The sequence below is a fragment of the Rothia nasimurium genome, from assembly GCF_928381415.1.
Lineage (GTDB): Bacteria > Actinomycetota > Actinomycetes > Actinomycetales > Micrococcaceae > Rothia > Rothia nasimurium_H.
Genome location: NZ_CAKMSF010000007.1, coordinates 154,417 through 178,515, shown reverse-complemented (window position 1 = coordinate 178,515; position 24,099 = coordinate 154,417). Strand labels below are relative to the sequence as shown.

The window sequence follows — 24,099 nt, the reverse complement described above, 5'->3', positions numbered from 1 at the left end:
ATTAGGCGTCAGCTACCTTGCGGCCCTTGTACTCGTAGAAGAGTTCGTTGCCAGCTGAGTCAGTCACGAGCTTTGCCTGGTGGGGCAGGGAGTAGGTGACGCGACCGTTTTCTACGGTCTTGACCAGCTGAGGAACGGAAGCCTTCCACTGGGAACGGCGGGCGCGGGTGTTAGCACGGGACATTTTCCGCTTGGGAACAGCCACAGCTATCTCTTTTCTCTTGTTGCTTTATAAGTTTTATTTGTCGTTCGCATCGAGCAGCGCTGATAGCGCGTTCCACCGGGGGTCGATGACCTCATGGTGGTGCTCAGGGTCGTCCTCTAGGCGTGCGCCGCATTCGGAGCACAGGCCCTGGCAGGAGTCACTGCAAACAGGTTGGAACGGCAGTTGAAGAATCACTGCGTCCCGCAGCGCCGGTTCGAGATCAATTTCATCGTTCTCTACGGCGTACTGCTCATCTACTTCATCTTCGGGGCCGCCTTCGGGGGCCTTCTCGAAAACAAAAAGCTCTTGAACATCGGCTGTAACATCAAAGTCAACCGGGTCTAGGCAGAGGCTGCATTCACCGGAAACGGTGACAGTTGCAGTACCAGTTACCAAGATACCATCTGAAACGGATTCCAGGCGAACATTGAGGTCAATGTCGCTGCCTTCTTCCGCCTCAATCAGAGCGTTGCCAAAGTCGCTTGGCGCTGGCAGAACTTCATCAAGGGTCTCCATTGCGCCCGGGCGATGAGCTAGATCTCGAACCGAGATCTTAAGGGGCGATGAATCTTTTCGTGAAATGACGAACTCCCTATCGAATGTTTTAAACCAAGTACCTATTTTAGGGGCTTAAGACCGGCCGAATCAAGCGCTCTAGGTTTAACCTCTTGTTTGGCTGACCACATTAATGCTCGGGGTAGAGGGCTCGCTGCACCGCGCGCGGGACGAAAGCCCGCACGTCCCCACCGAAGCCTGCGACCTCTTTAACGATGGTCGATGAGATGTGGTTGTACTTGGGGTCCCCGGCGATAAAGCTGGTTTCAACCCCGGCGATGTGCCGGTTCATCGAGGCCATGGGAGCCTCGTATTCATAGTCGGCGGTATTGCGCAGCCCCTTCACGATGAGCACGGACCCCTGGTCGCGCACGAAGTTAGCCAGCAGCTCCCCCTCGGGTAGCACCTTGGCGCTCACCCCGTCGAAGAGGGCGAAGGTTTCCTCAACCATGGCGACGCGCTCTTCGAGGGTGAAGCGGTACTTTTTCTTGGTGTTGTGGGAGACCGCGACGATGACGTTACCGTAGATTTTTGCGGCGCGGGTGATGATTTCGACGTGACCGTTGTGGATGGGGTCAAAGGATCCGGGGCAGACAACCAATTGCATGTCTCTAGGCTACAGCAGGTTGGTTAGGTATGACACACTAAGTCATGCTCTCTTGGGCAACAGGGCTAGGCCGGTAATCTTGGGTTCAGACAAAGATACGGACGCCCGCCCTGCACTTGTGATGGTGGGCTAGACGAGAGCGGGGTGGGCACCGGATGGCCACTGAGAAGAAGCAACGGGCCTTTGAACGGGTTGGGCTAGCGGCCGGGCTGATGGGGGCGGACGGCCACTGGCGCTCTACCATCTTCGAAGAGATGTCGGCCCTTGCCCACCAATACGGTGCCCTGAACCTGGGGCAGGGTTTTCCAGATACGGACGGCCCTGCAGAGATGCTCCGGGCAGCAGCTGACGCCCTGGCTAGCGGGGTCAACCAGTACGCTACCATTGCGGGCAACCCCGCCCTGCGGCAGGCCATTGCCGAGCACCAGCAGCGTTTCTACGGGCTCACCCTCAACCCCGATACCCAGGTCACGGTAACCGCCGGCGCCTCTGAAGCCCTGGCAGCTACCATCGCGGCCCTGGTAGAACCGGGCGACGAGGTTGTTCTCTTCGAACCCTACTACGACCTCTACCCTGCCGCTGCCGCCCTAGCCGGGGCGCGCGTCCGCACCGTGCCGCTCGTGCCACCCATCTTTGAACCCGACCTGGACGCCCTCGAAGCAGCTTTTTCTGACCGCACAGCCCTGGTGGTGGTCAACGACCCGCACAATCCTACAGGTATGGTCTTCTCAACCGAAGCAAAGACTAAGATCGTGGAGCTGGCGACCAGGTACGATGCTGTGATTCTGGCTGACCAGGTCTACGAGCACCTGATCTTTACCGGCCCCTATCAGCCCATTCAGACCCTGCCAGGGGCGGCTGAGCGCACGGTGGCGGTTTCAGCGATTTCTAAGACCCACTCGGCCACCGGCTGGCGGGTGGGGTGGATGACCGGACCAGAAAACCTTATACTCCCCATCCGCCTGGTGAAGGGCTATTTCACGCACTCGGCGGCCGCTCCCCTGCAGGCAGCTGCGGCTGTTGGCGTGGGCCTGGGCGATGACTTCTATACCGGGGTACAGGCCCGCTACGCCCAGCAGCGGCGCATTTTGGTGGAAAACCTAGCGGAATCACCGTGGGAGGTAACTCCCCCGGCAGGTACCTTCTTCGCGGTAGCTGATGTGTCGCAGGTCCTGGCTGAGCGGGGCCTAACCTCAGCAGAAGAGCTCTGCCACCTGCTTCCCGAGCAGGCCGGGGTCGCACTGATTCCACTGACAGCCTTTACGACCGAGGCCTACCGGCAGCGGGTGCAGACCTATGTGCGTTTTGCCTTCTGCAAACGCCCGGAAGTACTACAGGACGCCGCCACCCGCCTGCGCGCCTATAGCGGCTAAGCCCTAGTTGCGGGCGTCCTTTGCCCGAATGAGGTCAAGGGCAACCAAACCGCCCAGCATGGCCAGGCGCACGGGTTCGGGGGCGCCGGGGTCGAAGTTCACCCCGTAGCGGCTCTTACCGCGCAGCCCCGCCACCAGGCCGCCCCATTCGCGGGCAACGCGGGCAGCTACATGGCCGTTAACCGTGATGTTGAAGTCGTACTCGAAGAGGCTACCTTCGAGCTCCAGGGTGAGGCCCGGCAGCTCGATGGTGAGGCGCTTGCGCATGAAAGAGAACTGCTTTTGCACGTGGGCAAAGAGGGAACCATCGGGGTTCAGCAGTTCGTAGCGATCCAGGCCAAAATCAAAGGGGTCAACAATCTTAAGAAGAAGGTTCCCGTTACCGTCGACCAGGTCAAAGGTGCGGTTACCCTTGAGCAGGCGGCCTGCGGTTGAGCCGGTGGTGAGCACCCGGCCGAGCACGCGCCCGTCCTGGCTCTGCATCTCAAAGTCATTGCTCATGAAGCTGCGGGTTTGCTGCACCACCAGGGTGTTTTCGGTCAGCAGGGGCGCGGACGCTCCCTGGTTCGTTTCTGGGGTCGGCTGGGGCTGATACCCGGGGTTGTTTGTGTTCTCACTCATAGTTCCACCCTAAACTAGACGGCGGGCTCCACATAATAGAGCACGGTCTCACCGTATTTTTTCTCGGCAAACTTTTCAAGGCCTTCGGGCCAGGCGGGCTCGTCGGTGCGGGAGGCCCGTTCAACAACCACCACCGCCCCCTCGGTCAGGCGGGGTGCCAGCAGGACCAGCAGGTCTTCGAGCTCGCTGTTGGTCACGGCGTAGGGCGGGTCAATAAAGACCAGGTCCCAGGCGGACGCCCCCGCCGAAAGGTAGGTGCGGGCCGTCATCTTATGTACGCGGGCAGTACCCCCGGCGGTCTTGCCCACGGCGGCAATGTTTTTTTCAATGACGGTAACGGCCTTGGGGTAGTGGTCTACGAAGTCCACGTGGGCAGCCCCGCGCGAGAGGGCTTCGCAGCCCAGGGCACCCGAGCCGCCGAAGAGGTCGAGGGCGCGCACGCCGTCCAGCATGTTGTAGGTATCCAGGCGGGAGAAGAGGGCTTCTTTGACCCGGTCTGTGGTGGGGCGGGTGTTATCGCCGGGGACGTTGGCTAGGCGCAGGCCGCCTGCGGCTCCTGCAATGATGCGGCTCATTCGGCTGCGCTCCGCTCGTAGTGGTAGAGGGTGGGACTGTTATAAGGGTACCGGTAGGGCTGGTGAGAACAAAGAGAGGGTTAGGTATGGGTGACCGGTGACGGAGGGCCCGCCGAGTACTTGAGTTGACCGCATTTATTCTGGTTTACCCGCAACTAGTTGCGGGTAAACCAGAATAAATGCGGGGGCCTACGGCCTTGGCCGAACCTACCCACGCCCTAGGAAGGCCTCGCGGTCGGCGTCGAGGGCCCGGTCGATGGTGCGGGCCAGATCGGGGTGTTTAGCCAGGGTGGGGTCAGCCTCAATAATTCCGAAGGCGTCCTGCCGGGCCCGCTCAATGAGTTTGGCATCGGTCAGGGCCCGCAGCAGCTTGAGGGTGGACTTCTTCCCTGACTGGGCAGCGCCGAGAATATCGCCTTCGCGCCGCTGTTCCAGGTCAACCCGCGAAAGCTCGAAGCCGTCGGTGGTGGCCGCTACCGCTGCCAGTCGCTCCCGGCTGACGCCGTCCGCCGGCTGCCTGGTGACCAGTAGGCAGGTGCCGGGCAGGGAGCCTCGGCCAATGCGTCCGCGCAACTGGTGGAGGCCAGAAATACCGAAGCGGTCGGCATCCATAATGATCATGAGAGTTGCGTTGGGCACGTTCACACCCACCTCAATCACGGTGGTAGACACCAGCAGGTCAACGCGACCGGCGGAGAATTCGGTCATGACCCGGTTCTTCTCGGCGGTATCCATTCGCCCGTGGAGCCCCTCGATACGCACCCCGGCCAGGGCGGGAACGTCCTCGAGCTCCTCCAGGGTGCTCTCTACCGAAGCCAGCGAACCGCGGGCGCTCTCCCCCGCCGCAGCCTGGGAGCCCAGCCCCTTACCGGTGAGGCCACCTGCCCCGAAGAGGGTCTGGCCCGCCTCGGCGTCACCGGGGGTATCGGCCCCGCCGATTTTGGGCACCACCACATAAACCTGATGCCCGGCGTCGATTTCTTCGCGGGCGCGGGCCCAGATGCGGTCGGCCCAGCGGGGGTGCTCTGCCAGCGGCACCACGTGGGTGGTAATTTTTTGGCGGCCGGCCGGTAGCTGATCAAGCACCGAGGTGTCGAGATCGCCAAAGACGGTCATGGCGACGGTACGGGGTATGGGGGTGGCGGTCATGACCAGCCGGTGGGGCAGCTCCCCGCCGGGTCCGCGCAGGGCATCGCGCTGTTCAACGCCGAAGCGGTGCTGCTCATCGACCACGACCAGCCCGAGGTCGGCGAAGGTCACCGAGTCTCCGAGCAGGGCGTGGGTACCAATGACGATGTCTGCCTCACCCGAGGCGATAGCCAGCAGGGCTTCCCGTTTGGCCTTGGTTTTGAGGGAGGCGGTGAGCAGCACGACGCGGACGCCCGCCCCGGCGCTCCCGGAGCTGTCCTGCGGGGCCAGCATGTCACCCAGAATCTCGCAGACCGACCGGTAGTGCTGTTCGGCCAGCACCTCGGTGGGGGCCAGCATAGCCGACTGGGCACCGTTATCTGCCACCTGCAGCATGGCGCGCAGGGCCACCACGGTTTTACCCGAGCCCACGTCCCCCTGGAGCAGGCGGTTCATAGGGGAAGAGCTGGCCAGGTCAGAGCGGATTTCTTCGCCAACGGCCTGCTGGCCCTCGGTCAGCTGATAGGGCAGGGCTTCCAGCAGGGCGTCCGCGAAACCGCCCTCTACATAGGGGCGGGCAACGGTCTGGTGGGCGGCGCGGGCTGCACGAATACGGGCAAGAGCGGCCTGTAGCACGAAGGCCTCGCGGTAGCGCAGGGAGTGGTGGGCTGCCCGCCAGGTTTCTTCGGTATCGGGGGTGTGCACGGCCCGGTAGGTCCACTCGAGGGAGGGGATTTTGCGGCTCTTACGCACGGTAAAGGGGACGGGGTCTTCGAGCTCCTTGAGATTGATGCGCTCGATCAGGGTCTCGATGGCTGCGGCCACCTTATCGGTGGGGAACTTGGGGCTGGCCTTATAGACCGGTATGGGGGCGGACGCCCGCGCGGCGGCCCGTTCAATCGCTTCGGCGCTGGCGCCGGGGGCGGCGGCCAGTTCTTTTCCGGCAATGACAGCGTAGTGGGGGTTGGTCAGGGTGATTTCGCCCCGGTAGGAGCCCACTTTGCCCGAGAACATGACATGGTCACCCTCGTGAATGTCGCGGGCTGCTGTCCAGGCGTTGAAGAAGCTTAGGGTCATGGTGCCGCTGGCTGTCAGCGAGTAGGGTTCGGGGGCGTAGCCACCAAAGATGTCTCCCAGCCGGTAGCTGGGCTGGGTGCCCGGTAGCTGGGTGTCGGTGGAGCCCCCTGCGCTGCCGTGCAGACGGGGGTTGGTGTAGCCCCGGGTGTAGGACGCCGGTGGGGCCGCTCCCCGGTAGGCGTTGGGGTTAGGGGGTTGCCAGGTGGGCTCGGGCTGGCCAACCTGATCTAGCTGGTCGGTGATGGTGATTTCTGTGATGGATCCGCGGCGCGATGCCATCTGGCGGGTTGTCACCCGCACTACCCTGGCGACGATGGTAGCTTCGGCGCCTTCGACCAGGGATGAGAAGGGGGTGAGTTCCCCGCGTGGCAGGTACTTGCGGGGGTAGTAGTCCAGGGCCTGCCCCACGGTTTCTAGCCCCAGATGGGTCTTAAAGGACTTGGCCAGGGTCGCCCCCAGGTAGTCGGTCAGGGGGGCGTTATCGAGGCGGTCTTCTGCGGCGTACCGGGCCAGGGCGTCCTTTGCCTGCTCGCTCAATTCCGGGGTCTTTCGTTTACGGGCTGCCATTAGGAGGTAGGCTCCTGGTGGGCGGGGTCATCCAGGGAGGTGGTTCGCACGTTGAGGGGCTTGCCCGCAGCGCGGATGAGGGCCAGGGCGTCCTCGGCCTCGGGGACGTGCACGTGGATAGCCCACAGGGCCTCGTTCCCGGCTTCGACCTGGGCAATGGAGACCGAGTCTCCGACCGTCTCTAAGGCGCTGCGCAGCTGGGTTACTTCGAGCACCGGCAGATAAATCTCGCACATAACCTCAACGCGGGCTTCTGCCGCCGAGCGCTGCCGAGCGCTTCGGGGCGGTAAGGACGCCGCCCCCACCTGGAGCAGGTCGCGGTAGGTAGCCTGCGGGGCGGCTCCCAGCAGCTCTGTTGCCAGGGCCACTAAGACCAGGTGCAGGCCCAGGGCTCCGGAATCAACCCAGCCGTTACGGGCGTGGTCTGCTTCGGCGGTAGCTCGCAGGGCAGCCTCTGAGACGGCCAGTAGCTTCGTGAGGTAGACCTGCCAGGGGTCCTCTTCATCGGTAGGATCTGGCATCGGGCAGGTAGCAAGAGCCTGCATGAGGGTGAGCATGGTGCCGTCGGCGGGCTGGCTCAGAGCGGCGGACGCCTGCTGGGCCCCCCGTTCCCAGGCAGCGGCGAGCGCCTGCGGGGTCAGAGCTTGAACAGTAGAAGGCGGCAGCTGCCCGGCCTCCCCCAGTTCCTCAGCTAGACCCAGGAGCCAGACAGCTAACAGGGTTCCAGAGTTTCCCCTGGCCCCGCGCAGGGCTGCCCGGGCGGCAAGGGCGAGGGTGGGGTCGTCCGCCATACCTGCGGTATCGGCGGCCCGCCCGATGGTGGCGACCATGTTGGCCCCGGTGTCGGCATCGGCCACGGGGAAGACGTTAATACGGTTGAGAAGGGATCGGTGCTCCACCAGCTGGGTGCGAGCGCGCAGTAGCCAGTTCAGCCACCAGTCAGCGGGAACCTGCCTCAAAGTGATCCCATCCTTTCGCGGTGTAGGTGCGGCCGTCGACGGTGATTCCGTCGCCTGCCTGTACCGTACCAATTCTAGTAAATCCGGGCGGTATCTGTGCGGGTGGGCAGGTGCCTAGTAGGCCGTGGTCTTCCCCGCCGGTCAGTACCCAGCGTAGGGCTTGGGCGTCCGCCTGTTCGGGGGTGCCCGCGGTAAGCAGGGCTGCAGGGCCTACCCTGTTGGCCCAGGGGGCTAGGGCCGAGGAGTCAAGGTCAAGGGCCACACCGGAGGCCGCTGCAATACGGCCGCCGTCACGCACCAGCCCGTCGGAGACATCCATGAGGGAGGTCAGGTAGGGGACGCCCTCCGGCCCCAGGTGAAGGGGTGAGCGGGGGCACTGCTGGGCGCGGACGCAGGCGGTCAGCTCTTCGGTGGCGGTGAATGGGGCTGAGTCGAGCAGGGCTAGACCGGCAGCTGCGGTGCCCAGGGCACCGGCAAAGACCACGGCGTCCCCGGGGCGGGCCCTGCTTCGGGTGATGGGCCGGTCGGTCAGGCCCACGGCGGTAACAGTTACCGAGATTTCGCTGCCGGAGCCCATATCGCCGCCGGCAATTGTGCAGGTGGTAGCCCCCTGGGCAGTACAGGATTCGGTAAGCCCCCGGGCAAAATCCTGTACCCAGCTCGCGGGGGTATCGGGGGTCAGGGTAAGGGACACCAGCAGGGTGACCGGGGTAGCCCCCATAGCTGCGATATCGGCCAGGTTCTGGGTGGCGGCCTTCCAGCCCACCTCATACCCGCCGGTTGTGTAGCCCGAGGGCCAACTGCGTCGGAAGTCCTGGTTTTCGGTTTGGGTGTCAGTGCTCATGACGGTCAGCCCGCCCCGCAGATCGAGGGCAGCGGAGTCGTCCCCCGGTCCCAATACCAGGGCGCCGGGGGCATCCAGCTCGGCGCGGACGTCCGCCGCCCGCTCATTGTGCTCAGCCAGAACAGGCATAAACAGGGCAAGAAGCTGGCCCTCACTCACCTGGGCAACGGTCTGCATAGGGCTCCTAGTTCCTGGGCGCACGGTTACGCCACACAAAGTTAAAGACCACCAGGGCCAGGCCCGCCGTGGCAATACCCGTAAAAATCAGCAGGGGGCGGGCACCGTTCATAATGGTGTTGCCGCGCTGGAAGATACTCCCCCCGGTCACCGCCCCAGCCTGGTGCCCCTGGGCCTCTGCCCCGGCAACACCGGCAGCCTGGTTGGGGTCGGCAGATGAAGATCTGTTCCCCTGGGCCCCCGACACGTTCAAGAAGCCCTCCACCCACTCAGGTGCCCCTGCGTACCCGGGGTTCTGCTGGCTACTTGAGAAAATACCCAGCACGGTTCCATCTACCGGTGAGGTTTCCAGCTGGCTGGTATCGGCGTCCATCCGGGTCGGATCCTGGGCCCCGGCGACGCTGTTGCCCAGGGTTGAGGGCACGAAGGCCCCCTGGCCAGGTGCCGCAACTTGGCTGCCCTCGCTTTGGCCCGTACCGGCGGACGGCTGGGCCGAGGGGTCGGCGGCGGGCAGGCTGGGCAGCCCGGCAGCTCCGCCGGTCACATCAGGGGCGGATGTCTCCCCCGGCGGTACCGGAAGCACGATGACCGACTCGCTGGGGGCAGGAACCGGCTCAGGGTCGGCCGAAGGCAGCGGGTCGCTGGTGGGTTCTGGTGCCGGGCTAGATGGCGCGGGCGAGCTAGGTTCAGGCGCGGGGCTTGTCGGCTCCGCACTCGTAGGCTCGGGGCTAGGAGCCTCCGGTGTGGGAGTCCCAGGTGTTGGTGTTTCGGGGCTGGGTGATTCAGTAGCGCTAGGGGCAACTGTGACCTCCAGGCTAGGGCTCTCGCTCGGGCTCTCACCCACCGACGGAATGCCGGTGGGTATGGAACTTGTCGGGGCGGGGCTTTCTGTCGGGTCAGCGGCAAAAGCGCTCTGGGGGCCGGTGAAAACCTGCCCGGCGAGCAGGGCAAGGGGGGCTACCGTCACGGCAAGAGCCGTCCCCGCCGCATAATAGGTCTTCTGCTTCACAGCCCCTCCTTCCATCGCTCATATCCAGGTAGTCTTGTTCGGCTACCTGCCCCGGCTAACTCTATCCCTACCCTACCGAATCTGCTCTCCCCCGGCTAGCGCCCCTCACCACCGGCGTCCTGCCACAGCGAAAGTTATACAATAGCCAGGTGAGAACACCGCGCAAACCCCTCGTCCTCGTCCTGACCACTCTAGGCCTGACCGGCTGCGGGGCAGGTGCCGTCAACCTCGAACCGGCCCCAGACGCCGCTAACCCCACCTGCGCCTACGCCCTGGTTGCTATGCCCGATACCGTGAGCGGCCTGGCGCAGCGCGAAACCACCGCCCAGGCCACCACCGCCTGGGGCGACCCCAGCGCCGTCATCCTCAAGTGCGGGGTCGAACTCGGCACAGCCCCCGTGTCGGATACCTGTGTCTCGGTCAACGGCGTTGACTGGATCGTTAAGCCCGCCGACGAAGAACTCGCTACTGCCGCCGAGCAAACTGCCACAGGCACCTGGGTTGCCGAAACCTTCGGCCGCGACCCCGCCGTGCAGGTAACCTTCGACGCTGACCGGGTCTCGTCCTCCACCGTCCTTGCAGAAGTATCATCGGCCGTTGCCCAGATACCCCAGCAGATGCAGTGCACCAGTGTCGATGACACCCTCACCGGTGTCGACAGCGGCACCGGCAGCTAAACGAGAAACCGTGTAAGCGAAAACCCCCGTTACCGTCTCAGGTAGCGGGGGTTTCGTTGGCATCTAGAGGCAGGGGGCTTACCCCGGTGCCGTCGGGGGCTCCTAACGCAGGCCCAGGGGGCGCTCCAGGGCCAGAGAAATCAGCTCGTCGATCAAATCACCATAGGCCAGGCCGGTGTTCTCCCACATGGTCTTATACATAGAAATCGGGGTAAAGCCGGGCATGGTATTGACCTCGTTAATCACCAGGCGGCCGTCCTCGGTGTAGAAGAAGTCAGCGCGGCACAGGCCCTCACCGTCAACGGCCAGGAAGGCCTCAACAGCCAGCTGGCGCATCCGCTCAGAAACCTCAGCGGGCAGATCAGCCGGGCAGCGGGTCTCAGCCGAAGTCTTCGACACGTACTTGGCCTCAAAATCATAGAAACCGTGCTGCTCATCCACCACAACAATTTCACCGGGGTAGGACGCCCGGGGCAGCTCAGAGCGGTGCCCATCGAGCACAGCACACTCAATCTCCCGGCCCACAATGCCAGCCTCAATTACCAGCTTGGGGTCGTGGGCCTGGGCCTCGGCAATAGCAGCATCAAGCTGGTCAGCCGAATCAACCTTGGTAATACCAAAGGAGGACCCCGCCCGAGCAGGCTTAACGAAGACCGGGTAGCCCAGTTTCTCAATGCGCTCGCGGGCACCGGCCTGGTCAAGCACCCACTGGCGGTGGGTTACAACCTCGTAGGGGCCAACTTCCAGGCCAGCGGCCTCAAAGGCCACCTTCATGAAATGCTTGTCCATACCAACCGCGGACGAGGCAACGCCACAGCCTACGTACTTCAAATCTGCCATTTCCAGCAGGCCCTGCACGGTGCCGTCCTCACCAAAGGGGCCGTGGAGCAGAGGGAAGACCACGTCGATAGCCGGGCCCAGCTCAACGTTGGTAGCATCGGCGGAGTCGATCAGGCGCAGACGATTATCACCGCCACCTAGAGGCAAAAAGACCTGCTTGCCCGCAGCTGGGAACTCTGCCAGGGCGGTAGCCTCGGTGAGCTCAATCAGGGCAGCTTCATCGGTCAGGTACCAGCGGCCGTCCTTGGTAATACCGATGGTGACCACATCGTACTTGTTATGGTCGATAGCCCCGAGAACGCCTCGGGCGGTAATCAGTGAGATGGAGTGCTCCGACGAGCGCCCACCGCACAGCAGGGCGACGGTAGGTTTGGTCCTGGTTTCGGTCATAACGTCCTTTGGTATCGTGCGGGGCTCAGCCCCGTCTGCCCTAGCTGGCTGCCGGGGTGCTTTCCTCAGATTTAAGGGTGCGGCCCAGCAGGGCGGGGGCTAATTCTTCAACAGATATTCTACGGTCGAGCACAGCGGTGACCGCTTCGGTAATGGGCATTTCTACCCCCACTTTTCGCGCGAGTTCTGCCACAACAGGGGCAGATTTAATAGACTCGGCGGTCTGGGTCATCACGGTGTGCAGCTGGTCAGGGGCCACGCCTTCGGCCAGTAATCGACCGGCGGTATGGTTGCGGGAAAGCGGTGAGGCGCAGGTGGCAATAAGGTCGCCCATACCTGCCAGGCCACTCATGGTCTCGCTCTTACCTCCGAGGGCCAGAGCGAGGCGGGTGGTCTCAGCAAGACCACGGGTCATGACCGAGGCCTTAGAGTTATCGCCGTACTGCTTGCCCTCGCACATGCCTACGCACAGGGCAATCACGTTTTTGACCAGGCCACCAATTTCAACGCCAACGATATCGGTGTTGGTGTAGGGGCGGAAATAGTCGGCGGCGCAGATAGCGGCAATCTGCCGGGCGGTTTCCTCGCTTTGAGCGGCAACCACGCTGGTAGTGGGCTGCTCCGCGATAATCTCCTTGGCCAGGTTGGGGCCAGAGAGCACGGTCACCCGCCCCGGCACAGCCTCAACTGTTTCGGGGGCTGCACCGCTGGCAATCAGGTGCCCCTGGAGCACCTCAATCATGACCTCGCTCATGCGCAGGCCCGTGCCCATTTCTAGGCCCTTGGCCAGAGACACCAGCAGGGCGTCCTCTTCCATCAGGGGGGCAAAGACCTCAAGCTGGGAGCGCAGCACCTGGGCCGGAATAGCCAGCACCACAATGCTGGCCCCGGTCAGGGCTTCAGCGGCATCGGCCGTCATGACCATGCTATCGGGGAGCTTGACCCCGGGGAAGTAGCCCTCGTTAGTGCGGCTCTGCTGCATAGCTTCCATCGTGGTGGGGTTACGCCCCCACAGCACGACCTGCCGGTCGACGCCTGAGCTGGCGGCGGCGTCCGCAAGAACCTTGGCAAAAGCGGTGCCCCAGCTACCCGCTCCAAGAACAGCGATTTTCTGGTGCTTCACATCGGTCATGGGTGCGTGCCTCCCCTAGCGGTTACTGGTCAGGTGACTGGCGGACGTCCAAAACGGCGTTCCAGCGCCCGGCAGGGGCTTTCTCGCCGCGCAGGCCCTCAAGCAGGGCGGTGACGTCGTCGAGCATGCGGTTGGTGACGGCGGCCAGCTCGTCGTGGGTGTAGCGGGCACCGTCTTCGCGGCGCTGGACCAGGTCGCTGAAATCGACCGGGTCGCCCACCACAATCTTGACCTTCTTACGGGGCCAGCTGAAGCGGGGCTTGCCGCGGCGGGGCCAGAAGTCCTGGTCGCCCCAGTGGGCTACCGGGTAGACCGGGGCGCCGGTGGCCAGGGCCAGGCGGGCTGCCCCCGATTTACCGGTCATGGGCCACATGTCGGGGTCCTTGGTCAGGGTGCCCTCGGGGAAGATAATGACCGCTCCCCCGGCGTCCAGAACATTCTGGGCAACTTCAAGAGACTGTCCGGCCCGGGCTGAGCCGCGGGCAACCGGGATATGGGCGCACTGGCGCATGAGCCAGCCCAGCACCGGCACCCTAAACAGCGCTTCTTTGGCCAAGAACCGGGGCAGCACGCCCTCAAGGAAGAGGGGGTAGGCTGCGGTAATCGGGTCTATCACAGTCAGGTGGTTTGAGACCACGATAAACCCGCCGGTCTTGGGTAGTTTCTCCCGCCCCTCAATCTGCGCCTTCATGGGCAGGTTGTAGAGGGGTCGCAGGAGCGTACCGGCTACGGTGTAAACCGTGTCCCCCATCTTGGTGGGCTTGATATCACTCAAAGAAGCGCTGTTCTTGCTCATCTTAGGCAGTGACCTCGAAGTTAGCGCCCAGGGCGGTGAGCTTATCAACGAAGTGCTCGTAACCGCGGGAGATCACAGAAACACCGGTGACGTTTGAGGTGCCTTCAGCGGTCAGGGCAGCAATCACGTGGGAGAAGCCACCGCGCAGGTCGGGCACGTTGATGTCAGCCCCATGCAGGGGGGTCTTACCGGTGATGATGGCTGAGTGCTTGAAGTTCTGGTGGCCGAAGCGGCAGGGGGTGGGGCCCAGGCAGTCCTTGTGCAGCTGCACGGTAGCGCCCATGCGAACCAGGGCGTCGGTGAAGCCGAAGCGGTTCTCGTAGACGGTCTCGTGAACAACGGAGACACCCTTAGCCTGGGTCATGGCTACGACCAGGGGCTGCTGCCAGTCGGTCATGAAGCCGGGGTGCACGTTGGTTTCAACGAAGAGGGGGTTCAGGTCGCCGCCCTGGTGGAAGAAGCGGATGCCCTCGTCGGTGATGTCCAGGCCGCCGCCCAGCTTGCGGTAGACGTTGATGAAGGTGGAGAGGTCCTTCTGGTTGGCGTTGCGCACGAAGATATCGCCGCCGGTAGCCAGGGCTGCTGAAGCCCAGGAGGCTGATTCGTTGCGGTCGGGCATAGCCACGTGGTTGAAGCCGGTGAGTTCGTCAACACCCTCGATGATAATCTGGCGGTCGGTTTCGACGGTGATGATGGCGCCCATCTTCTGCAGGATAGCGATGAGGTCCATAATCTCGGGCTCAATAGCAGCGCCGGTCAGCTCGGTCTTGCCCTTGGCACGGGAAGCGGCCAGCAGAACCTGCTCGGTAGCACCAACTGAGGGGTACTCTAGGTTAATCTGGGCGCCCTTGAGGCCGTCTACGGGGGCCTTCATAGAGATACCGGTGGGCAGCTTCTCAATCTTGGCGCCGAACTTTTCGAGCACGCGCAGGTGCCAGTTGATGGGGCGGTCACCAATCTTGCAGCCACCCAGGTCGGGAATGAAGGCCTCACCGATAGTGTGCAGCAGGGGGCCACAGAGCAGAATCGGGATGCGGGAGTCGCCTGCGTGCACCTCAATGTCGGTGTGGTTGGCTACAGAGACCTTCGAAGGGTCCATGCGCAGCTCACCGGCCTGCACGTTGTAGTCCACCGAAACGCCGTGCAGCTCAACCAGGTCGGTAACGACCTGTACGTCCTTGATTTCGGGAACGTTGCGGAGCACCGAGGGGGTGGAACCCAGCAGGGCGGCAACCATGGCCTTGGGGACCAGGTTCTTAGCACCGCGGACGTTTACCTCGCCCTTCAGAGGGGTGCCACCTTCAATACGCAGTGCGCTGACCATGTATGTCCAATCGTCAAAACTACTAGGGTGTTGATTCGCGTTACTTTACGCGTCAATTCTCGTTTACCAACTTTACCCCACTTAGGTGCACTGGTTGTTGTACAGGCGGTGTTCTTAGCCATACCACAGCTTTTACTTATCTAGACGGGCCAGGCAGAACACCAAAAGGACGCCGGTGCTCGGGGCACGGCGTCCTTTGGGTTAAGCTGTGGGCGGGTTTTACAGCTGCTGGGTGCGGGGCAGCCAGGCGGGGCGCTTGGCCTCGTAGGCGGTGATAGCGTCCTCGTGCTGCAGGGTTAGGCCGATGTCGTCCAGGCCCTCCATCAGGCGCCAGCGCACGTAGTCGTCAATCTGGAAGGGCACGGTCAAAGCACCGACAGTGACGGTCTTTTCTTCCAGGTCAACGGTGACTTCGGTGCCGGGTTCGGCCTCTAGCTGCTTCCAGATCAGTTCGATGTTGTCCTGGTCCACCTGGGCAGCGACCAACCCCTGCTTGCCGGAGTTACCGCGGAAGATATCAGCGAAACGAGCTGAGATGACCACGCGGAAACCGTAGTCCTTGAGCGCCCAGACCGCGTGCTCGCGGGATGAGCCGGTGCCAAAATCGGGGCCGGCAACCAGCACTGTACCGTGCCTGTAGGGCTCCTGGTTGAGGATAAAGTTCTCGTCCTTGCGCCAGCCAGCGAACAGGGCGTCGTCGAAACCGGTCTTGGTCACGCGCTTGAGGTAGACGGCGGGGATAATCTGGTCGGTGTCGACGTTAGAGGCACGCAGGGGCACGCCAACGCCGGTGTGCTTCTTAATGGGTTCCATGAAAAATCCGTTCCACCCGGGCTTACCGGGTTCATTCAAAGAGGGCCTACAGGTCTGCCGGTGATGAGAGAGTGCCACGGATGGCGGTAGCGGCGGCGACCAGAGGGGAAACCAGGTGGGTGCGTCCGCCCTTACCCTGGCGTCCTTCAAAGTTGCGGTTGGAGGTCGAAGCGCAGCGTTCGCCGGGGGCCAGCTGGTCGGGGTTCATGCCCAGGCACATGGAGCAACCGGCAAAACGCCAGTCGGCGCCGAAGTCCTTGAAAATCTGATCCAGGCCCTCTTCTTCGGCCTGGGCTCGTACCTTCTGGGAGCCGGGGACAACCATCATGCGCACGCCCTCAGCCAGCTTCTGGCCCTTGACGATTTCGGCGGCAGCGCGCAGATCCTCGATGCGGGAGTTGGTGCAGGAGCCCAGGAATACCACGTCCACGGGGATATCCTTCATGGGGGTACCTGCGGTCAGGTCCATGTATTCCAGGGCGCGGGCAGCAGCCTTCTGCTCGTTTTCGTCCTCGAAGTCCTCGGGGAAGGGCACAGCCTGGGAGAGGGGGACGCCCTGCCCCGGGTTGGTACCCCAGGTAACGAAGGGTTCTAGCTCGTCGGCGTTGATGAAGACTTCGCGGTCGAAGGTTGCTCCCTCGTCGGTGGGCAGGGTCTTCCAGTATTCAACGGCGACGTCCCAGTTTTCGCCGGTGGGCGCGTGGGGGCGGCCCTTGACGTAGTCAAAAGTGGTTTGGTCGGGGGCCACCATACCGGCGCGGGCACCTGCTTCAATGGACATGTTGCAGATAGTCATGCGGCCCTCCATGGAGAGGGCACGGATGGCTGAGCCACGGTATTCCAGCACATAGCCCTGGCCGCCGCCGGTACCAATCTCCGCGATAACAGCCAGAATGATGTCCTTGGCGGTCACGCCGGGCTTGAGGGTGCCCTCTACGTTAATAGCCATGGTCTTAAAGGGAGCCAGGGGCAGGGTCTGGGTAGCCATCACGTGCTCTACCTCAGAAGTGCCGATGCCAAAGGCTAGAGCACCGAAGGCGCCGTGGGTTGAGGTGTGGGAGTCACCGCAGACCACGGTCATACCGGGCATGGTCAACCCCAGCTGGGGGCCCACCACATGCACGATGCCCTGTTCTTTATCGCCCAGGGAGTGGATACGGACGCCGAATTCCTCGGCGTTCTTGCGCAGGGTTTCGATCTGGGTGCGGGAGGTCAGATCAGCGATGGTGGAGAAAATGTTCTCGGTGGGGGTGTTGTGATCCTCAGTTGCGATGGTGAGGTCGAGACGACGCAGGGGGCGTCCTTCCAGACGCAGACCCTCAAAGGCCTGAGGTGAGGTGACTTCGTGGACCAGGTGCAGGTCGATGTAGAGCAGGTCGGGCTTGCCGTTTTTGCCGGGCACTACAGTGTGCGCGTCCCAAACCTTTTCAGCCAAAGTTCGCGGGGTATGGTCGGTAATACCAGCCATGGAGTCCTCCATAAAGTTTTCTCGTGGTGCTTTAACAAGTGTGACCCGCCGAAGAAAATCTTTCCAATAAATGAACTTGCATATCACCATATGAGAAGTCATGATAGGTTATACGGACACAATCCTTTAGCTCTCAATCTTTCACACCCGAAAGGCTCCCCACCGCACCATTCATCTGGGCCACTGCCCGGCCCACGACCACAGGCGAAAGTTACCACCATGCAAGATAACCGCAGCTCAGGCGTCGGCGTCCTCGACAAAGCCGCCCACATTCTTGACTGCCTCGAAGCAGGCCCCGCCACCCTGTCCCAGCTCGTTGAAGCCACCGGGCTTGCCCGCCCCACGGCCCACCGACTGGCTGTTGCCCTCACCCACCACCGCCTGGTAGCCCGCGACGTTCAGGGCCGCTTCATGCTCGGCCCCCGCCTGGGCGAACTATCCAGCGCCGCCGGTGAAGACCGCCTAATCGCAGCTGCCGGCCCCGTGCTCAACAACCTGCGCAACGTCACCGGTGAGTCCTCCCAGGTCTTCCGCCGCCAGGGCGACTGGCGCGTCTGTGTGGCCTCCGCAGAGCGTCCTATCGGCCTGCGCGACACCATCCCCGTGGGCACCCAGCTCTCCATGAAAGCCGGTTCTGCCGCCCAGATCCTCACCGCCTGGGAAGACCACGCCCGCCTGGTCGAGGGCCTACACAACGCCCGTTTCTCAGCCACCATGCTGGCAGCCGTCCGCCGCCGCGGCTGGGCCCAGTCTGTCGGCGAGCGCGAGCGCGGTACCGCGTCCGTTTCAGCGCCGGTGCGCTCTCCCTCTGGCAAGGTCATTGCGGCGGTTTCCATCTCGGGCCCCATCGAGCGCCTAACCCGCCAGCCCGGCCGCCTGCACGCCGAAGTAGTGTGCGAGGCTGCTGCTGCGCTGACTGAGGCGCTGCGTAGCTAGAACTGCTAAGAGGCTGAAATACAGAAAATCCCCGCTCACCGGTTTCGGTGGGCGGGGAGTTTTCGTTTTATCGGGCCTCGTGTAGGGCCTGGCGGTAGCCCTCTAGGCGGGCTAGCTCATCCTGTACAGAGGCGGTGACGCAGCGGGCTGCCACATCTGCCAGGTTTGTTTCGAGCTGGCGGCGGATGTTCTTGGCGTAGATGCGGTGTCCCACTGCTGCTAGCCCTCGACCTAGGGCCGCGGTGAGTATGCCCAGTAAAATGCCGGTGGCTACGAACAGGGTGGGCACGGGCAGGGGGAAGCCCTCGATGGTGGGTGGATCGGGCAGCACAATCTGGAAGTAGCCTGCCACTGCCAGGCCGGTGAGCCAGAGCAGGCCCACAAGAGCTGTTGCCAGCCCGATCCATTGCAGGGCGTTGAGCAGGTGCCACCACCAGCGCTTCTTCTGGGCGTCGTAGTGCACGGTGGCTGCGGCCCGCTCGATTTCGCCGGGGAGCTGGCCTTCGAAGGTTCTGGCTGCTGCCCTGATGGAGTGGCTCCAGGGCTCTTCAACGCCGTCTGAGACGCTCGTGGCGAAGGTGCGCAGGGAGGTTGAGAGGGCCGCTTTCTGGGGAGCTCCTAGCGGTGGCAGGGAGGACTTAGAGATAGGCGCTCCGTCGTGGTCCTTGTGCAGGCCCAGGCGTTTGAGGGGGTCGCGTTTGATTTTGAGTAGCCAGCGGGTTGCAATCCAGCCGGTGGACGAGGCCGCGTGCAGCTTGTAGGAGTCCGCTGCGGCTTTGACCAGGGCTTCTGCACCCGAGGCAGTGTAGAAGTCGTCCTCGAGCCGGGTGGTTGCTGCGGCGGTGATGCCGGCGGGCTCTCCCCCGCCGTCCTGGGCAGCAAGGTCTGAGCGGACGCCCGCCAGGTCAGCTTCGATGCGGGCCACCGCAGCGTTCTTGGCGACGGCCACCTGGCCGAGAATCTCGCGCAGGCGGGGTATCTGGTAACCGGTGCGGGCAGAAACCCCCAACGGATCAGCAAGCAGGGTGGAGGTGAGCCCGTCCTGGGCCAGTAGGAGCTTGAGGGAGTCCAGAACTGCCGGGACTTCGGTGTCGTCTAGGCGGTCGACCTGGTTGAGCACGGCCAGGGTCACTGCCCCGTGGGCGGCTAAGGGCCGGATGAAGTCCTGGTGAATCACAGCATCGGCGTATTTTTGGGGGTCCATGACCCAGACCAGTACGTCCACGCACTGGGCCATTTTCTCCACAATCGCCCGGTTGGAGGCCTCTACCGAATCGAAGTCGGGCAGGTCAAGAAGCACCAGCCCGCCAGTGGCCTGTTCGGTCTTGCCAGCTCCCACCGAACGGCGGATTTTGTTCCACATGCCCACGGTGACCGGTACGTCGGCGCGGTTGAGGGCTTCTGCGGCCAGGGCTGGGTCTTCGTCCATGTAGGTACGGTTGGTGACGCCTAGCCAGTCCAGCAGGGGTTCTGCCCCGTCCTTACCCCAGATGGCGGCCTGGGCGGTGGAGGTGGTGGGGCGGCGGGCTGCGCTCTTGGCGATGTCTTTACCGACCACCGCGTTGAAGAGGGTGGACTTGCCCGAGCCAGTAGCCCCGAAGAAACCGATGACGGTGTGTTCGGCAGACAGTTCCCGGCGGGTTGCTGCCCGGCCCAGGGTTGCGCGGGCGGCTTCAAGGGTTTCGGGGGCTACTCGTCCTTCGCCCAGGTCAAGCGCCTCGGTGAGGGCGTCCAGACGGGTGGCCAGGGCGGTGGTGGCGAAAGCTGTATCTGTGGTGGTCACTGTGGGTACTCTCGCTTACTTGGTCTCGGCAGTGGGTGCGGGGTTGGCTGCGGTGGAGGCGGACGCCAGCTGCTCCCCCGCGTGGGCCAGAATCTGGGCCGCTTCGGTCAGGTCGGCAGCTGAGGGGGTTTCGGGATCGGTGCTGCCGCTTGCCTCATCCAGGCGTTGGGTAAAGCGTTCCTGCTGGCTGACAAGGAGCTCTCGCATACGCTCTTCGAGGCGGGTGCGGGCACCGGCTGCCATGCGGCGCACGGCGTCCTCACCGAAAATTGCTTCCAACAGCTTCTGGCCAACGACGCCTGAGCCGCCAGCGATGCCAACCTCCAGGCCGGTTAGGCCGCCGGTCATAGAGAAGACCGCCACCATCAGAATCACGGCGGTGACGTTGACGCCCAGCGACATGAAACGGGCCCGCTGGCGCTTACCTGCGCCTTCGGCGGAGATGATGTCCATTACGTCCTGCTGCCAGGCTCGAATCGACTCGGCAACCTCTTCGGAGAAGTTCTCGCCCAGGGCTGCCAGGTCGTCCCCGGCCAGAAGGGCGCGCCCGGCTCGGTCTTCGAGCCAGCGGCGCTGGGCGGTTTCGGCAGCGGCAGCAGCCTCTTCCATAATGACCGAGTGCAGACCCACTTCAAGGGCCTGTTCCACCTCTACGGCACGGGTGGGCGGGGTACCTCTGAAGAAGCCGGCGACGCGGTCGCGCACCTTACCGATAGTGGTTTCTACCTGGCGGAAGAATTCGCCGGTACCCACAAAGTCCTGCCAGCGGGTCAGAACTTCGCCGCGGAGCATCTGCCCGTCCTGGGTGGCCTCGTTCAGGTTGGCCAGGGCTCGTTCAAAGACTGAGGTGACGTCCGCACGCAGGCGGGCTTCGGCGTCCTGCTGTTCACCGGCAGCTTGGGCGAGAATAGCTGCCTGCTGCCCTACCGCCCGCACCGCGCCTTCTAGGGTGCGGCGGGCGATATCGGAGCGGGCGTCCACGTCAGCGCCCAGGGAGCGCAGCCAGAAAATCAGGGGGGTAAGGGCGACGGAGGGCAGCAGGCCGCGTTCGTCGCGTTCCTGTTCGGTCACAGAGTGAATCAGGGCGGGGGTGATGCCCGCTTCGGTCAGCATGCGGGTGAGGTCGGCTTCAATTTCGTCTTCGGCGCCCTCAGGCACGCGGTTGAGCACCACGGCGATGGTGATATCGCGGGCAGCGGCCTGGCGCAGAATCTCCCAGGGCACGGCGTCGGCGTAGCGGTTGGCGGTGGTGACAAAGAGCCAGAGGTCGGCAGCGCGCAAAAGCTGCTGAGCCAGGCGGCGGTTCTCGTCTGAGACCGAGTCAAAGTCGGGGGCGTCAATCAGGGCGATCCCGGCGGGTAGGGAGTCGACGGGTACGGTGACCAGCTCATCCTGGCCCTTGTGGGGGTTAGCACCGGGCAGGGCTTCGCCGGGGGCTACCGGCACTCGCACCAGGTGGGGCAGCATACGCTCCGGGGTGAAGGCGTCAGCGTCTTCGGGGCGGTGCAGAAGGACGGGCTGGCGGGTGGTGGGTCGGATCGCGCCGGAGCGGGTGACGGGCTCCCCCATCAGGGTGTTGACCAGGGTGGACTTGCCGGCACCGGTAGAGCCACCCACCACGACGGTCAGCGGGGCATCGAGGGTAGCCAGCTTAGGCAAGATGTAGTCATCGAGCTGGGTGACGGCGGTACGCGCCTCCTTGCGCGCTGCGTCGGCTGAGCCGGTGACCAGGGGGAAGGACGCCGCAGCGAGGGTATTGCGGGCATCGCGAACTGCGGTGAGAGCGGGAGTGATTGATTCGTTGTGCACGTACCCTATTCTCGCATGTTTAGCGAAGCGCGCGGGGTTTGGCAGCTAATGACACTGTGGGCAAAAGAAAAGCTCCACACCCTACTGGATGTGGAGCTTTTAGCCTGTGACCCCAACCGGATTTGAACCGGTGTTGCCGCCGTGAGAGGGCGGAGTACTAGGCCGCTATACGATGGGGCCGAAACTCTTTCGAGTCGCTACCGTTTCCGGCAACAGATAAAACTATACACACACCGTTTACCTGTGCGCAAGCTGAAAGGGTGTAATCTGTGCCATTTCTAAGAACACAGGCGCACGGGGCACATGTGGCGCCTACCGCCATATGTGGCGATGGCGCTGCCACATTTGGTGGCCACCGCAACATGTTGCATTCAGACACACGAAAAAATCCCCCGCTTCGAATGAAGCGAGGGATTTTAGCCTGTGACCCCAACCGGATTTGAACCGGTGTTGCCGCCGTGAGAGGGCGGAGTACTAGGCCGCTATACGATGGGGCCGTAACATCTTGAACCAAGATGTTCGCTGGGATACCAGGACTCGAACCTAGAATGACGGTACCAGAAACCGTAGTGTTGCCAATTACACCATATCCCATTATTATTTGCTCCGGCTCGTTTTCCTTTCGGAACTCATCGCCGCAACGAGTAATAACTCTATACGAGCTTTTGAGGGCATGCAACTCGAAATCTGTAGAGCTGGCTCACATTCAAGTAGTTCACCCCGTGTTTACCCTTATTTCTAGCGGTTTTTGGCCCCAAAATTTTTGTAAAAATTCCTGAAAAAGCTGCTGCGGGCGTCCTCGCTCACCCCTTTTACCCGCATCTGGTAGGAAGAAAGCCCCGCCCCGCTCCCCTGCTGAAGACAGGGAAACGGGGCGGGGCGTGAGCTAAACCTCGATATTTTTTAGGCCAGGGAAGCGCGCAGCTTCTTTAGGCGGGCAAGGGAGGAATCCTTGCCCAGAATCTCCATGGACTCAAAGAGAGGCGGTGAGATGCGCTGGCCGCTCATAGCGGTGCGCACCGGGCCGAAGGCCAGGCGGGGCTTGATCTCAAGACCGTCGACGATAGCTTCGCGCAGGGCAGCTTCAATGGTTGCGGCAGTGAAATCGGTCAGGCCCTCAACGGCGGTGATCGCCGCATCCAAAACTGCCGGTGCTGACTCCTTGAGCTGCTTGGCGGCGTCCTCAGCAACCTCGATCTTCTCATCGGCGGTGAAGAGGAAGCCCAGCAGGCCGGGGGCCTCGCCCAGAAGCTGCATGCGCTCCTGCACCAGGGGCGCAGCCTCAGTCAGAATAGCCTGCTCGCGCTCGGTCAGCTGCTCAAAGCTCTCGGCTGAGACCAACTCGGCCTTGTAGAGGAAGGGAACCAGGCGGTTACGGAAGTCCTCTGCTTCCAGCAGGCGGATGTGGGTGCCGTTGATGGCCTCAGCCTTCTTGACGTCAAAGCGGGCGGGGTTAGCCAGCACGTCCTTGATGTCGAAGGCGGCAACCATCTGGTCCATGGTGAAGATGTCTTCGTCGTGGGAGAGGGACCAGCCCAGCAGGGAGAGGTAGTTGAGCAGGCCCTCCTTGATGAAGCCGGCATCCAGCAGGTTGTAGAGGCTAGATTCGGGGTCGCGCTTGGAGAGCTTCTTGTTGCCCTGGCCCATGACGTAGGGCAGGTGACCGAATTCGGGGATGAAGCTGGTGACGCCCACCTCAACCAGGGCCCGGTAGAGGGCAATCTGGCGGGGGGTGGAGGACAGCAGGTCTTCACCGCGCAGCACGTGGGTGATGCCCATCAGGGCGTCGTCCACGGGGTTGACCAGGGTGTAGAGGGGCTTGCCGTTGGCGCGGACGACCACGAAGTCGGGTACGGATCCGGCTTTGAAGGTGATGTCGCCGCGCACCAGGTCGTGGAAGGTGATGTCTTCATCGGGCATGCGCAGGCGCAGGACGGGCTGGCGGCCCTCGGCCCGGTAGGCGGCCTTCTGCTCTTCGGTCAGGTCGCGGTCAAAGTTGTCATAGCCCAGCTTGGGGTCTTCGCCCTTGGCCTTGTGGCGCTCTTCAACTTCTTCAGGGGTGGAGAAGTCTTCGTAGATGAAGCCGCCGGCCTTGAGCTTCTCTACTACCTCAGCGTAGATGTCCATACGTTCTGACTGGCGGTAGGGCTCGTGGGGGCCGCCGACGCCGACGCCTTCGTCCCAGTTGATGCCCAGCCACTGCAGGGATTCGAGCACCTGGTTGAAGGATTCTTCGGAGTCGCGGGCAGCGTCGGTGTCTTCAATACGGAAGACCATGGTGCCGCCGGTGTGCTTGGCGTAGGCCCAGTTGAAGAGGGCGGTTCGCACCATACCCACGTGCGGGGTGCCGGTGGGTGAGGGGCAGAAGCGGACGCGGGTCTCGCTGGGGTCGTTGAGTTTCAGAGCGTAATCACTCATGGATGCGGGCACATCC

At 63.1% G+C, this 24,099-nt stretch carries 21 protein-coding genes and 3 tRNA genes; 3 read left to right on the top strand and 21 right to left on the bottom strand.

Annotated elements, in window-relative coordinates:
* Position 1: 1 nt before the first annotated feature.
* The 3 genes from rpmF to coaD all read right to left on the bottom strand — a co-directional run bounded on the left by rpmF (position 2) and on the right by coaD (position 1,367).
* Positions 2-205 carry a 50S ribosomal protein L32 gene (rpmF, locus tag L7A20_RS09650; protein WP_135011069.1) on the bottom strand — a complete coding sequence of 68 codons (204 nt, stop codon included), beginning with the start codon at positions 203-205 and terminating at the stop codon, positions 2-4.
* Positions 206-238: 33 nt separating this feature from the next.
* The gene (locus L7A20_RS09645; protein ID WP_185174525.1) at positions 239-721 is read right to left on the bottom strand and encodes a YceD family protein; all 483 of its coding nucleotides are present in this window, start codon (positions 719-721) and stop codon (positions 239-241) included.
* Positions 722-890: 169 nt separating this feature from the next.
* Positions 891-1,367 carry a pantetheine-phosphate adenylyltransferase gene (coaD, locus tag L7A20_RS09640; RefSeq protein WP_237204468.1) on the bottom strand — a complete coding sequence of 159 codons (477 nt, stop codon included), beginning with the start codon at positions 1,365-1,367 and terminating at the stop codon, positions 891-893.
* Between the two features lie 155 nt (positions 1,368-1,522).
* Between coaD and L7A20_RS09635 the strand changes: the two genes are divergently transcribed.
* Positions 1,523-2,740, top strand: coding sequence for an aminotransferase class I/II-fold pyridoxal phosphate-dependent enzyme (locus L7A20_RS09635; protein WP_237223277.1), 1,218 nt, complete (start codon positions 1,523-1,525; stop codon positions 2,738-2,740).
* A gap of 3 nt (positions 2,741-2,743) precedes the next feature.
* On the opposite strand, the gene L7A20_RS09630 is transcribed toward L7A20_RS09635, so the two are convergent.
* The 6 genes from L7A20_RS09630 to L7A20_RS09605 all read right to left on the bottom strand — a co-directional run bounded on the left by L7A20_RS09630 (position 2,744) and on the right by L7A20_RS09605 (position 9,697).
* Positions 2,744-3,361, bottom strand: coding sequence for an LURP-one-related/scramblase family protein (locus tag L7A20_RS09630; protein WP_237204470.1), 618 nt, complete (start codon positions 3,359-3,361; stop codon positions 2,744-2,746).
* A 14-nt stretch (positions 3,362-3,375) separates the two neighbouring features.
* Positions 3,376-3,936: a 16S rRNA (guanine(966)-N(2))-methyltransferase RsmD gene (rsmD, locus tag L7A20_RS09625; RefSeq protein ID WP_237223275.1), complete on the bottom strand. Its 561-nt coding sequence runs from the start codon at positions 3,934-3,936 to the stop codon at positions 3,376-3,378.
* A gap of 207 nt (positions 3,937-4,143) precedes the next feature.
* Positions 4,144-6,708 carry an ATP-dependent DNA helicase RecG gene (locus L7A20_RS09620; RefSeq protein WP_237223273.1) on the bottom strand — a complete coding sequence of 855 codons (2,565 nt, stop codon included), beginning with the start codon at positions 6,706-6,708 and terminating at the stop codon, positions 4,144-4,146.
* Positions 6,708-7,667 carry a DAK2 domain-containing protein gene (locus L7A20_RS09615; RefSeq protein WP_237223272.1) on the bottom strand — a complete coding sequence of 320 codons (960 nt, stop codon included), beginning with the start codon at positions 7,665-7,667 and terminating at the stop codon, positions 6,708-6,710. Before L7A20_RS09615 ends, L7A20_RS09620 begins: the two co-directional genes overlap by 1 nt.
* Complete coding sequence (gene thiL / locus L7A20_RS09610) at positions 7,648-8,688, bottom strand: thiamine-phosphate kinase (protein WP_237223270.1); 1,041 nt, start codon at positions 8,686-8,688, stop codon at positions 7,648-7,650. Before thiL ends, L7A20_RS09615 begins: the two co-directional genes overlap by 20 nt.
* 7 nt (positions 8,689-8,695) lie before the next feature.
* Complete coding sequence (locus tag L7A20_RS09605; protein WP_237223267.1) at positions 8,696-9,697, bottom strand: hypothetical protein; 1,002 nt, start codon at positions 9,695-9,697, stop codon at positions 8,696-8,698.
* A gap of 149 nt (positions 9,698-9,846) precedes the next feature.
* Here L7A20_RS09605 and L7A20_RS09600 point away from each other — a divergent pair, with 149 nt between their 5' ends.
* Positions 9,847-10,374, top strand: a complete 528-nt coding sequence (locus L7A20_RS09600) for a DUF3515 family protein (RefSeq protein WP_237223266.1) — start codon at positions 9,847-9,849, stop codon at positions 10,372-10,374.
* 102 nt (positions 10,375-10,476) lie between these two features.
* On the opposite strand, the gene L7A20_RS09595 is transcribed toward L7A20_RS09600, so the two are convergent.
* The 6 genes from L7A20_RS09595 to leuC all read right to left on the bottom strand — a co-directional run bounded on the left by L7A20_RS09595 (position 10,477) and on the right by leuC (position 17,137).
* A complete protein-coding gene (locus L7A20_RS09595; protein ID WP_237223264.1) occupies positions 10,477-11,604 on the bottom strand; it encodes a D-alanine--D-alanine ligase family protein in 1,128 nt (375 codons plus the stop codon).
* Positions 11,605-11,644: 40 nt separating this feature from the next.
* Positions 11,645-12,736, bottom strand: a complete 1,092-nt coding sequence (locus L7A20_RS09590; protein WP_237223263.1) for an NAD(P)H-dependent glycerol-3-phosphate dehydrogenase — start codon at positions 12,734-12,736, stop codon at positions 11,645-11,647.
* 22 nt (positions 12,737-12,758) lie between these two features.
* On the bottom strand, positions 12,759-13,532 hold the full coding sequence (locus L7A20_RS09585) for a lysophospholipid acyltransferase family protein (RefSeq protein ID WP_237223261.1): 774 nt from the start codon (positions 13,530-13,532) through the stop codon (positions 12,759-12,761).
* Position 13,533: 1 nt separating this feature from the next.
* Positions 13,534-14,856 (bottom strand): UDP-N-acetylglucosamine 1-carboxyvinyltransferase, encoded by a 1,323-nt coding sequence (gene murA, locus L7A20_RS09580; RefSeq protein WP_237223259.1) that lies wholly within the window; start codon positions 14,854-14,856, stop codon positions 13,534-13,536.
* Between the two features lie 219 nt (positions 14,857-15,075).
* Positions 15,076-15,669 (bottom strand): 3-isopropylmalate dehydratase small subunit, encoded by a 594-nt coding sequence (gene leuD, locus L7A20_RS09575; protein ID WP_237223257.1) that lies wholly within the window; start codon positions 15,667-15,669, stop codon positions 15,076-15,078.
* A 46-nt stretch (positions 15,670-15,715) separates the two neighbouring features.
* Positions 15,716-17,137, bottom strand: a complete 1,422-nt coding sequence (gene leuC / locus L7A20_RS09570; RefSeq protein ID WP_237223255.1) for a 3-isopropylmalate dehydratase large subunit — start codon at positions 17,135-17,137, stop codon at positions 15,716-15,718.
* A gap of 219 nt (positions 17,138-17,356) precedes the next feature.
* Between leuC and L7A20_RS09565 the strand changes: the two genes are divergently transcribed.
* Positions 17,357-18,073 (top strand): IclR family transcriptional regulator, encoded by a 717-nt coding sequence (locus tag L7A20_RS09565; RefSeq protein WP_135013841.1) that lies wholly within the window; start codon positions 17,357-17,359, stop codon positions 18,071-18,073.
* Positions 18,074-18,140: 67 nt separating this feature from the next.
* Here L7A20_RS09565 and L7A20_RS09560 read toward each other — a convergent pair whose 3' ends face one another.
* The 6 genes from L7A20_RS09560 to gltX all read right to left on the bottom strand — a co-directional run bounded on the left by L7A20_RS09560 (position 18,141) and on the right by gltX (position 24,083).
* Positions 18,141-19,856 carry a dynamin family protein gene (locus L7A20_RS09560; protein ID WP_237223253.1) on the bottom strand — a complete coding sequence of 572 codons (1,716 nt, stop codon included), beginning with the start codon at positions 19,854-19,856 and terminating at the stop codon, positions 18,141-18,143.
* 15 nt (positions 19,857-19,871) lie between these two features.
* Entirely contained in the window at positions 19,872-21,665 is a 1,794-nt protein-coding gene (locus tag L7A20_RS09555; RefSeq protein ID WP_237223251.1) for a dynamin family protein, read from the bottom strand.
* 107 nt (positions 21,666-21,772) lie between these two features.
* Positions 21,773-21,845: transfer RNA gene (locus tag L7A20_RS09550), tRNA-Glu, on the bottom strand.
* A 244-nt stretch (positions 21,846-22,089) separates the two neighbouring features.
* Positions 22,090-22,162: transfer RNA gene (locus L7A20_RS09545), tRNA-Glu, on the bottom strand.
* Between the two features lie 25 nt (positions 22,163-22,187).
* Positions 22,188-22,259 (bottom strand) — tRNA-Gln (locus tag L7A20_RS09540).
* Between the two features lie 309 nt (positions 22,260-22,568).
* A complete protein-coding gene (gltX, locus tag L7A20_RS09535; protein ID WP_237223249.1) occupies positions 22,569-24,083 on the bottom strand; it encodes a glutamate--tRNA ligase in 1,515 nt (504 codons plus the stop codon).
* Positions 24,084-24,099 lie beyond the last annotated feature (16 nt).

Coding starts and splice junctions, on each gene's coding strand:
- L7A20_RS09645 (WP_185174525.1), bottom strand. CDS start 721: ATGGAGACCCTTGATGAAGTTCTGCCAGCGCCAAGCGACTTTGGCAAC.
- coaD (WP_237204468.1), bottom strand. CDS start 1,367: ATGCAATTGGTTGTCTGCCCCGGATCCTTTGACCCCATCCACAACGGT.
- L7A20_RS09635 (WP_237223277.1), top strand. CDS start 1,523: ATGGCCACTGAGAAGAAGCAACGGGCCTTTGAACGGGTTGGGCTAGCG.
- L7A20_RS09630 (WP_237204470.1), bottom strand. CDS start 3,361: ATGAGTGAGAACACAAACAACCCCGGGTATCAGCCCCAGCCGACCCCA.
- rsmD (WP_237223275.1), bottom strand. CDS start 3,936: ATGAGCCGCATCATTGCAGGAGCCGCAGGCGGCCTGCGCCTAGCCAAC.
- L7A20_RS09620 (WP_237223273.1), bottom strand. CDS start 6,708: ATGGCAGCCCGTAAACGAAAGACCCCGGAATTGAGCGAGCAGGCAAAG.
- thiL (WP_237223270.1), bottom strand. CDS start 8,688: ATGCAGACCGTTGCCCAGGTGAGTGAGGGCCAGCTTCTTGCCCTGTTT.
- L7A20_RS09595 (WP_237223264.1), bottom strand. CDS start 11,604: ATGACCGAAACCAGGACCAAACCTACCGTCGCCCTGCTGTGCGGTGGG.
- L7A20_RS09590 (WP_237223263.1), bottom strand. CDS start 12,736: ATGACCGATGTGAAGCACCAGAAAATCGCTGTTCTTGGAGCGGGTAGC.
- L7A20_RS09585 (WP_237223261.1), bottom strand. CDS start 13,532: ATGAGCAAGAACAGCGCTTCTTTGAGTGATATCAAGCCCACCAAGATG.
- murA (WP_237223259.1), bottom strand. CDS start 14,856: ATGGTCAGCGCACTGCGTATTGAAGGTGGCACCCCTCTGAAGGGCGAG.
- leuD (WP_237223257.1), bottom strand. CDS start 15,669: ATGGAACCCATTAAGAAGCACACCGGCGTTGGCGTGCCCCTGCGTGCC.
- leuC (WP_237223255.1), bottom strand. CDS start 17,137: ATGGCTGGTATTACCGACCATACCCCGCGAACTTTGGCTGAAAAGGTT.
- L7A20_RS09565 (WP_135013841.1), top strand. CDS start 17,357: ATGCAAGATAACCGCAGCTCAGGCGTCGGCGTCCTCGACAAAGCCGCC.
- gltX (WP_237223249.1), bottom strand. CDS start 24,083: ATGAGTGATTACGCTCTGAAACTCAACGACCCCAGCGAGACCCGCGTC.